This is a genomic window from Acidobacteriota bacterium (assembly GCA_028875575.1).
Taxonomy (GTDB): Bacteria; Acidobacteriota; Terriglobia; order Versatilivoradales; family Versatilivoraceae; genus Versatilivorator.
The window spans coordinates 73910-81984 of sequence record JAPPDF010000084.1; the positions used below are offsets into that span (position 1 = coordinate 73910).

The following is an 8075-nucleotide window of genomic DNA, read 5'->3' on the forward strand; positions in this document are numbered from 1 at the left end:
GGGACACGCGGTCTGAAAGCGAGGCCGGAATTCTAAACCAAAGCCCTCGGTTGTGGGAAGGAAATTCGTGACCGGCAGGCCGCCCGCGGGAAAAGAGCACGGTGGCTAATTGACCGCCACTACTCAAAACCACCAGGCCTTCCAGAGGAGCAGACCCAGGGCTGCGGAGAATCCCAGCACCACCCGGTACTCGCGGTTGCGGCGGTAGTGTTGCAGGCTGAACGGTGCCGGGTCGCGGCCGGTCGGCCAGCGGGTGGGGAGAAAGAAGGGGACGGTCTTCCGGTAGCCCGGATAACGGAGGGGGAACAGTTGCTTCAGATGTTCTTCCTCGGCCCGCATGGCCGGTCCGTACATAAGGAAGAAGCAGGCCAGAAACAGGGCCAGGATCGTCAGGCTGCTCCCGGCCAGGCTGAATCCCAGGCCGATCACGAAGCTGCCCAGGTAGAGAGGATGACGGGTGAAGGAGTAAGGGCCGGAGACGGCGAGTCGGTCGTTCTTGAGGACGTGGCCGGCAGCCCATCCGCGAAAGAGCATTCCCAGGAAGGCCAGAGCGATTCCTAACAGCCAGAGAGGCCAGGTGGGGCGCGCCAGCCAGATGTAGAGGCCGGCCAGGAGAAAACCGGCGGGGACGCGGAGGCGGGTGAGGATCGGCAGCATGAGGCGTTCCCACTCAGTTGGACCGGGGTGGAAGCGAAGCCTGTACCCGGGGTTGCTCCAGGCGCCTCACCACCGCGTCGAAGACCTGATCCACCGTGACCAGGGTCATGCACTGGCGCCGGTACTTGCGACACGTCCTCTTGTAGCAGGGCCCGCAGGGAACCGGCTGGAACACCGCCAGGTCCTCCGGGTGCGGGGACCCGTTCCTTCCCGGGTCGGTTGGACCGAAGATGCCGACTACCGGCGTCCGGCAGGCCGCGGCCAGGTGCAGCGGCCCGGTGTCGCCCCCCACGAAAAGGAGGGCCCGCCGGGCCAGGGCAATGAACTGGGGCAGGGTGGTCGAAAAGGTCGGAGGCGGATCGCCCGAACAGGCCGCTATCACTTCCCGGACCAGGTCCTCTTCTCCCGGGCCCCAGGTCAGCACGGTCTTCAGACCCAGCTCCCGACGGATTCGATGGTGGAGAAGACCATAGTTGGAGGGAGACCAGTTCTTGGTTACCCAGCCTCCTCCCGGATTGAGGATGATGAACTCCTTCAGGCGGCGTTGAGTCAACTGCGCCTCGATATAGGCTCGGTCCGACTCTTCCACCCTCAAGTCAACCTCGCCTTGGCCTCGGGTGGTCCCCTGGCTGGCCACCAACGCTCGATGAAGGTCGCTGACGTGGGGGGGCGCGGGGTCCGGTGACACCCGCCTGCCATAGAGGATGCGGCAACCGGGCTCTCTGAGGTGAGGCTTGTCGAATCCCACCAGCAAACGTGCGCCGGAAAAGAGGCCGAATACAGCCGACTTCCAGAGTCCCTGGAAGTCAAAGACCACCTCGTACCGTTGCTGCTTCATCCGGCTCCGACACCGGTAGATCTCCCGCCAGGTCCGGGGTCGCCACAGCGCCCTCCTCCACTTGCGGGTATCGACTTCAATCACGTGGTCGAGCCGGGGATGGTTTCTCAGCAGGACTGCTGCCGGCTTCTCCACCAGCCAGTCGATCCGGGCCCGCGGGAAAGAGGTCCTCAAGTCCGAAAGGGCGGGTAGCGTGTGGACGACGTCACCGATCGAACCCAGCTTGATGATCAGGATCCGGTTCATCGATCGTTTTTTTTCGTGGAGGGGGGCGATTCCCGGGTCCTCATCAGTCCCTTCAGCAGGCTCCGGGTGGAATGGTCCTTGGGATCTCCGGTAATGGCGATCCGTCCCCCGTAGGAGAGAACCACCTCCCGCTCCGGAACCGTCTGCTCGCTGTAATCGGTTCCCTTGCAGTGTATGTGGGGCTGCAGCGTACGAAGCACCCGTTCCACGTTCAATTCCTCAAAGACCAGCACGTAGTCCACGCAGGACAGGGCGGCCAGGATTTCCGCCCGTTCCTGTTGGTGCATCAGAGGACGCGGAGGCCCCTTGAGTGCGCGCACGGAGGCGTCGGCATTGACGGCCACCACCAGGCAGTCGCCCAACCGGCGCGCCTCCCGTAGGTAGCGAACATGGCCCACGTGGAGCCAGTCGAAGCATCCGTTGGCCAGCACCACCTGGCGGCCGCGCTTCTTCAGGTCTGTCACCAGAGGCTGCAAGGCCTCCAGGGAGAGGATCTTAGCGTTTGTCTGGAACACCCCTGCTTCGCTCCTTATGACCGGCCTCGTCGTATGAGACGGCGGCGCGGCCGAGTGAAAAGTGAAGAGTGCAGAGTGAAGAGTTATTCGACCGACACATTACGCATGTCTGAAGCATTCTTGTTTCAAAGTGTACGGTCGGCACGGCGCGCCGCCGGCACGGCTATCCATGAGAGCTGCAGGCTCTATCCCGGGCTACGGCCTCCTTGAGTTCCTGGCGGCTCACGGTGGCGGTGCCGTGCTTCATGACCACGAGTCCACCGGCGTAGTTGGAGAGGCGGGACGCCTCCTCGAAGCTGGCTCCGGCGGCCAGGGCCAGGGTGAAGACGGCAATGACGGTATCTCCGGCGCCGGTGACGTCGGCAACCTGGTCGCTCCCGAAAATGGGAATGGAAAGCGAGGGCTTGCGGGGGGTGAAGAGCACCATGCCATCCCGTCCGCGGGTGATAAGGACCGCCTCCGACTTCAACCGCCGCAACAGGCGCCTGCCGGCCTTTTCCAGCCGATCCCTGTCGTTTCCGATCTCGTACCCCAACAGGGCCTCCACCTCGGGCTCGTTGGGGGTGGAGGCGGTCAGCCCGGGAAACTGCAGCAGTTGGTACCTGGAATCCACGGTGATGGGGAACTCCTCTCGCATCCCGGCCAGGCGGGCCACCAGCTCCGGGCTCACGTAGCCCATACCGTAGTCGGAGATGATGAGGCCTTTGCAGAAACCCAATAATGGCGCCAAGCGTCTCCAGACAGCCTGCTCGGTCTTCCGGGTGTGCCGAAAGCGGCCCTCGCGGTCCAGCCGCAGGACCTGATGCCGGGTGGAGTGGGCCGAGCCGGCCACGAAGCGGGTCTTGACGGGAGTGGTGTAGTCCCTGTCCCTCTCAATCGTGGGAATGGAGAGCTCTGAGTCCCGGAGCTGCCGGTGGAGCTCCTCTCCGGCGTCATCCCGGCCCAGGATTCCGACCGGGACGGGATGGGCCTCCAGCGCGATCAGGTTGTTGATGGCGTTGGCGGCGCCCCCGGGAAGAATGCGGGATTCTCTGTGCTTGAGGATAAGCACCGGAGCCTCCCGGGAAATCCGGGAAAACTCTCCGAACACGAACTCGTCCGCCACCAGGTCGCCGTATACGACGATGGGACAGCCGGGGAAGCCGTCGATGATCTCAGCGTAGCGGCGGGCGTCGGCGGCACTCATACCGCCTCCAGCACGACCCGGCTGGCTTCCAGCAGGTTCTCCACTACCCACTCCGGCTGGACTTTCCATTGGTTTCGTTGGTGTTCGTAGGCGCCTCGGCCGTATCCCGAGAGGACAAAGACGGAGCGGGCGCCGGCGTTGTGGGCCAACTCGATATCGCTGTAGCGGTCTCCAATCACGAAGGACTTGCCGACGTCGACGCCGAATTCCTCGACCGCCCGCCACAGCATGCCCGGCTTGGGTTTGCGGCAGTTGCAAATCTGTCGATAGGGAGGCTCGCCGGCGGTGGGATGGTGGGGACAGTAGTAGACGGCGTCGAAGTAGGCTCCGGCGCGCTCCATTTCCCTGCGAAGCCTGGTGTGGATCTGGAGCACCAGCTCCTCGCTGAAGTAGCCGCGGGCCACCCCGGCCTGATTGCTCACCACGATGCTTCTCAACCCCCGCCGGTTGAAGCCGCGAATGGCCTCCGCAGTCCAGGAGTAGACCTGAAAGCGGGAGAGATGGTTCACGTAGCCGACCTCTTCGCTGATGGTGCCGTCCCGATCGATGAAGGCCGCGATTTCAGCCATGGGTGTGAGGGGATTATCGAAGTGAAGAACCGCCTGGGCTCGCGGGGAGATCCTTGGCGGGGTTGCCGCTCCCGCGGGTCCGCGGGATGAGCGAGCATGGCCCCTGGGTTGACGGGAACGGCCGTTCCTCCGAGCAACGGCGTCCCTCAGCCACCTGCCCGGAGCATCCGCACTGCCTCCTGGAAGACTTCCTCAACCGTGATCCGGGTCATGCAGCGGTGATCGATGGGACATTCTCGCAGAAGGCACGGACTGCATTCAACGTTTTTGTTCAGGACCACGGCGGTGGGACCGAGGGGTCCGGTGGCGACCTGGTCGGTGGAGCCGAACAGCGCCAGAGTGGGGATTCCCAGCGCTGCCGCCAGGTGCATGGGCCCCGAGTCATTGGTGATGAAGAGGTCGCAGCAGGCAATCATGGCGATCAGCTCCGAGAGGGTTGTCCGGCCCGACAGGACCAGCGGGCGCGCGGCCATGTGCCCGCAAATGGCCTCCGCGACGGGTCGCTCCTGCCGGGAGCCGAACAGGATCGCTTCGGCACCATGGGTGCGGATAAGCCGGTCCAGGACCTGGGCGAAACGGTCTCCCATCCAGCGCTTGGCCGAACCGAAGGCGGCGCCCGGGTGGACGCCGATCACCTTGCCCTGAAATCGAACACCCTCCTGTTCCAGGCGCTGCCTGGCAAGGGCGTGGTCCTCCGGCCGCAGCGGCAGAGCGGGCGCGGTCTTCTCATGGACCGGCGAGGGATCGTCCAGGGCCCTCTCCCGGCCCGCCAGCCGTTCCACCAGGTCGAGGTAATAGTAGGTCTGGTGCCGCGCCTTCAGTCTTGGATCGATCGAAACGGCATGGGTCAGGAGCCAGCCGCGTGCATCCCTTCGGTAACCCGCTCTCAGGGGAATGCCGGCCAGCCGGGTCAACAGGGCGGCCTCGAAGGCGTTCTGCAGCAGCAGGGCGGCATCGAAGCCGCCTCGGGCGAGCTTCCGAACCAACCGGAAGCGCCCTGCCGTCCCCGCATGCCGGTCATCGCGGTCGTACAGCCAGACGGTGTCCACCCAGGGACTGCCCTGGTAGATGTCGCTGACCCAGGGCAGCACCAGCAGGGTGATGTGTGCCCGGGGAAGAAGGCGCCGAACCTCTCGCAGCGCCGGGATCGCCATCACCGAGTCTCCCACCCAGTTGGTTCCACGAATCAGCAGCCTCCGGATGCGGTCGCCTTCCAGAAACGTTTTCACCTGGACTCCTCGGCTAACCTGCGCAGCAACATTTCCCGCAGGCCCTCTCCCACGAACTCGAACGATACCCTGGCGATCAGCACCCGAAGGACCGCTGGATGCAGGGAAGCGGGCGGCAGGTTTTCGGCGTCCTTTTCGGTAGTAATTGCCGTGTCCACCCGCAACTCCCGGCAGCGCTCGCCAATGGCGGTCAACTCCCGAACGGAGTAGCGATGGTGATCTCCAAAGGGAAGGGTTTGAGCCAGTTCCACCCCCTGTTGTTTCAAGCAGTCGAAGAACTGGTGCGGGTTGGCAAGCCCGGCGAAGGCCAGGGCTCGGCATCCTGAAAGCGGCGCCTCCACTCTTTCTTCCCGGGCTGTCCTGCGGGCAACCGGCTCGACGGTCTGAGTGGAGAGGAAGCAGGGCAGTTCCGGCTTGAAGCGCCGGAGCTCGCGGGTCAGCGGGTCGTAGTCCCGCCCGGGCCGGGTGCGGGTCAGAATGACCGCGTCGGCTCTGCGGAGAGCTTCCGGGGGTTCCCGAAGCTGCCCCGAGGGGGCCATTTGACCGCCTCCGAAGGGGTTGGTCACGTCCACCAGGACCAGGTCCAGGCAGCGGTGAAGTTGCCGGTGCTGGAAGCCGTCGTCCAGCAGGTGCAGGTCGGCCTCTTCCCGACTCTCTATCCAGCGCCCGGCCCTCGTCCGGTCCTTGTCTACGGTGACTAGTGCCGCGGGCAGGTTTCTGGCGAGGACCAGGGCTTCGTCACCGGCGAGGTCGGAGTCGGCCCGGGTGCGGCGCCCGTCGGAAACCGGCAGCGGTTCCCCCCGGTGGCGTCCCTTGTAACCTCGCAGCAACACCGACACCGAGTAGCCGGCACCCTGAAGCATTGTGCCCAGAGCAATGACGGCGGGAGTCTTGCCGGTGCCTCCCAGGGTCAGGTTGCCGACGCTGATCACCGGCCGCTGGAGGCGTTGGACCTTGAACCAGCCGGCGTCGTAACCTCGGTTGCGGAGGCGGACGACCTGCTCGTAGGCGGCGGAAACAAGCCGCAATGGCATCATCATTCTTCAGACAGAACACCGGCGACCCGATCCAGGATCCTGGCTCCGGCCCCTTGATTGGCCCGGATAATTCGGTAGCCGTTGGCGCCCAGCCGCCGGCGCGAGGCGCCGTCCCGAAAGAGCTCAATGAAGCGTTCACCCAGCTCGACTTCATTCTGAACCATTATGCCGGCCTCGGCTTGCATAAAGTGGCGGGCCATCTCACGAAAATTGTTCATGTGGGGACCGAACAGCACCGGCTTCTTGAACAGCGCCGGCTCCAGCAGGTTGTGTCCGCCCCAGGGGATCAGGCTCCCGCCCACGAAGACCAGGTCGGCCAGGGCGTAAAGCACCGGCAGTTCTCCCAGGGTGTCCAGCAGAATGACCTCCTCAGGCGGGTTCCCGTCACTGGGTATTACCATGTCGGACAGTTCGGATCGCTTGACGAAGCGGAAGGCTTGAGCGGTCAACAACTGCTCCACTTCGGCACAGCGCCCCGGGTGCCTGGGAGCCAGCAGCAGTCGGGCTTGGGGGCACTCCCGCTGCAGCGACCGGAACGCACTCAGAACAGGTGTCTCCTCGTTGCTCCTGGTGCTGCCGGCCACCACCAGGAAAGGCGTGGAGGAGAGCCGCATCAGGGAGCGGAACTGGGCCAGCCTGGAATGGAGTTGCCGGGGCGGTTCGATGTCGTATTTCAGGTTGCCGCACACCTCCACCTTGCCGGGGGGTGCTCCCAGGGAAATAATGCGTTCCCGGTCCACCGGGTCCTGCATGCAGCAGCAGTCGAACAGGCTCACCGCCCAAGGCAACCAGCGGCGGAAGCGGCGATATTTTCTGAAGGACCGGTCGGAGATGCGTCCGTTGGCCAGGCAGACCGGGATTCCCCGCTGCCGGCATTCATGCAGGAAATTCGGCCAGATCTCGGTTTCCAGAATCAGAACCAGGCCGGGTCGCACCTGGTCGAGCATTCGCCGCACGGCGAACTTCCAGTCGAGGGGGAAATAAAAGACACCCGCCAGCCCCTGTCGGTTCCTGCTGGCCAGCTCCTGACCGGTTTGCGAGGTGGTGGAGAGGAAGAGAGGCCGTCCCGGCCATCGCCGTTCGATCTGCTTGATCAGAGGCAGCGCCGACAGCACCTCGCCTACCGATACGGCATGGATCCAGATGCCTCCCGCCGGACCCTTCCCGATCTCTCTGGGGAGGATCCCCAGGCGCTCGGACAAGCTGGAGAGGTACTTGCGATGACGAAGGGCCTGAAACAGAAAGTAGGGCAGCGCCAGAAGGAACGCCAGCGTGAAGCCCAGGCTGTAGAGTCGCCGAATCAATGCCCGCCCATTCTGCCGTCGACCAGGAATCCGTCCGTCTTACCGGGTCGCCTGGCGCGTGGGGGAAGAGGGTCTATCGCCGGCAACCTGTCGGTCCGATTGTGATGTCTCGCGGTTGCCAAGGTCAAGAACGGCCGGGTGGGGACGGAATCGGCGAGATCGTCAGTTAGGAGCCTCAGCGCGCAGTTGAGCCGGAGGGGGTGGCGCGGCGTTCCGTGCTTTTTGTGGAGGGATTGCTTTCGGGGAGGGGTGCTTTCTATTCGCCGCATTCGCGGCTGGGTTGGCGCAGAACCCATACGACCCCGGGCTGCCGCCCGGGGCTACCCTGAGCCGCAGCTACGCAGCTCTATAAGGATGGCTCGTAGGTGGCGTCTTGCCGGGTAACCCACGCCAACCGCAGCTTCGCAGCTCTCACCGAACTCGCAATGCTGCAAGGGGGAACGTGCTTGTTTTTTGGAATATTTCCCCGGGCGTCAGTTCGGAGATTCCAGTCG

At 64.4% G+C, this 8075-nt stretch carries 8 protein-coding genes; all 8 read right to left on the bottom strand.

The window, feature by feature from the left end:
* Positions 1–123 precede the first annotated feature (123 nt).
* On the bottom strand, positions 124–657 hold the full coding sequence (locus tag OXI69_13330) for an isoprenylcysteine carboxylmethyltransferase family protein (protein MDE2667125.1): 534 nt from the start codon (positions 655–657) through the stop codon (positions 124–126).
* 13 nt (positions 658–670) lie between these two features.
* Positions 671–1741 (bottom strand): lipopolysaccharide heptosyltransferase I, encoded by a 1071-nt coding sequence (gene waaC / locus OXI69_13335; protein MDE2667126.1) that lies wholly within the window; start codon positions 1739–1741, stop codon positions 671–673.
* Positions 1738–2235, bottom strand: a complete 498-nt coding sequence (locus OXI69_13340) for an adenylyltransferase/cytidyltransferase family protein (protein ID MDE2667127.1) — start codon at positions 2233–2235, stop codon at positions 1738–1740. Before OXI69_13340 ends, waaC begins: the two co-directional genes overlap by 4 nt.
* A gap of 184 nt (positions 2236–2419) precedes the next feature.
* Positions 2420–3442: a bifunctional ADP-heptose synthase gene (locus tag OXI69_13345; protein MDE2667128.1), complete on the bottom strand. Its 1023-nt coding sequence runs from the start codon at positions 3440–3442 to the stop codon at positions 2420–2422.
* A complete protein-coding gene (locus OXI69_13350) occupies positions 3439–4011 on the bottom strand; it encodes an HAD family hydrolase (GenBank protein ID MDE2667129.1) in 573 nt (190 codons plus the stop codon). Before OXI69_13350 ends, OXI69_13345 begins: the two co-directional genes overlap by 4 nt.
* Positions 4012–4157: 146 nt before the next feature.
* Complete coding sequence (gene waaF / locus OXI69_13355) at positions 4158–5240, bottom strand: lipopolysaccharide heptosyltransferase II (protein MDE2667130.1); 1083 nt, start codon at positions 5238–5240, stop codon at positions 4158–4160.
* Positions 5237–6274 carry a tetraacyldisaccharide 4'-kinase gene (gene lpxK / locus OXI69_13360; GenBank protein ID MDE2667131.1) on the bottom strand — a complete coding sequence of 346 codons (1038 nt, stop codon included), beginning with the start codon at positions 6272–6274 and terminating at the stop codon, positions 5237–5239. The genes waaF and lpxK overlap by 4 nt, the downstream gene beginning before the upstream one ends.
* Before the next feature lie 2 nt (positions 6275–6276).
* Complete coding sequence (locus OXI69_13365) at positions 6277–7581, bottom strand: 3-deoxy-D-manno-octulosonic acid transferase (GenBank protein MDE2667132.1); 1305 nt, start codon at positions 7579–7581, stop codon at positions 6277–6279.
* Positions 7582–8075: the final 494 nt, after the last annotated feature.

Bases quoted from the DNA above. Each gene is read 5' to 3' on its own strand.
- waaC (MDE2667126.1), bottom strand. From the start codon at position 1,741: ATGAACCGGATCCTGATCATCAAGCTGGGTTCGATCGGTGACGTCGTC.
- OXI69_13330 (MDE2667125.1), bottom strand. From the start codon at position 657: ATGCTGCCGATCCTCACCCGCCTCCGCGTCCCCGCCGGTTTTCTCCTG.
- lpxK (MDE2667131.1), bottom strand. From the start codon at position 6,274: ATGCCATTGCGGCTTGTTTCCGCCGCCTACGAGCAGGTCGTCCGCCTC.
- OXI69_13345 (MDE2667128.1), bottom strand. From the start codon at position 3,442: ATGAGTGCCGCCGACGCCCGCCGCTACGCTGAGATCATCGACGGCTTC.
- OXI69_13350 (MDE2667129.1), bottom strand. From the start codon at position 4,011: ATGGCTGAAATCGCGGCCTTCATCGATCGGGACGGCACCATCAGCGAA.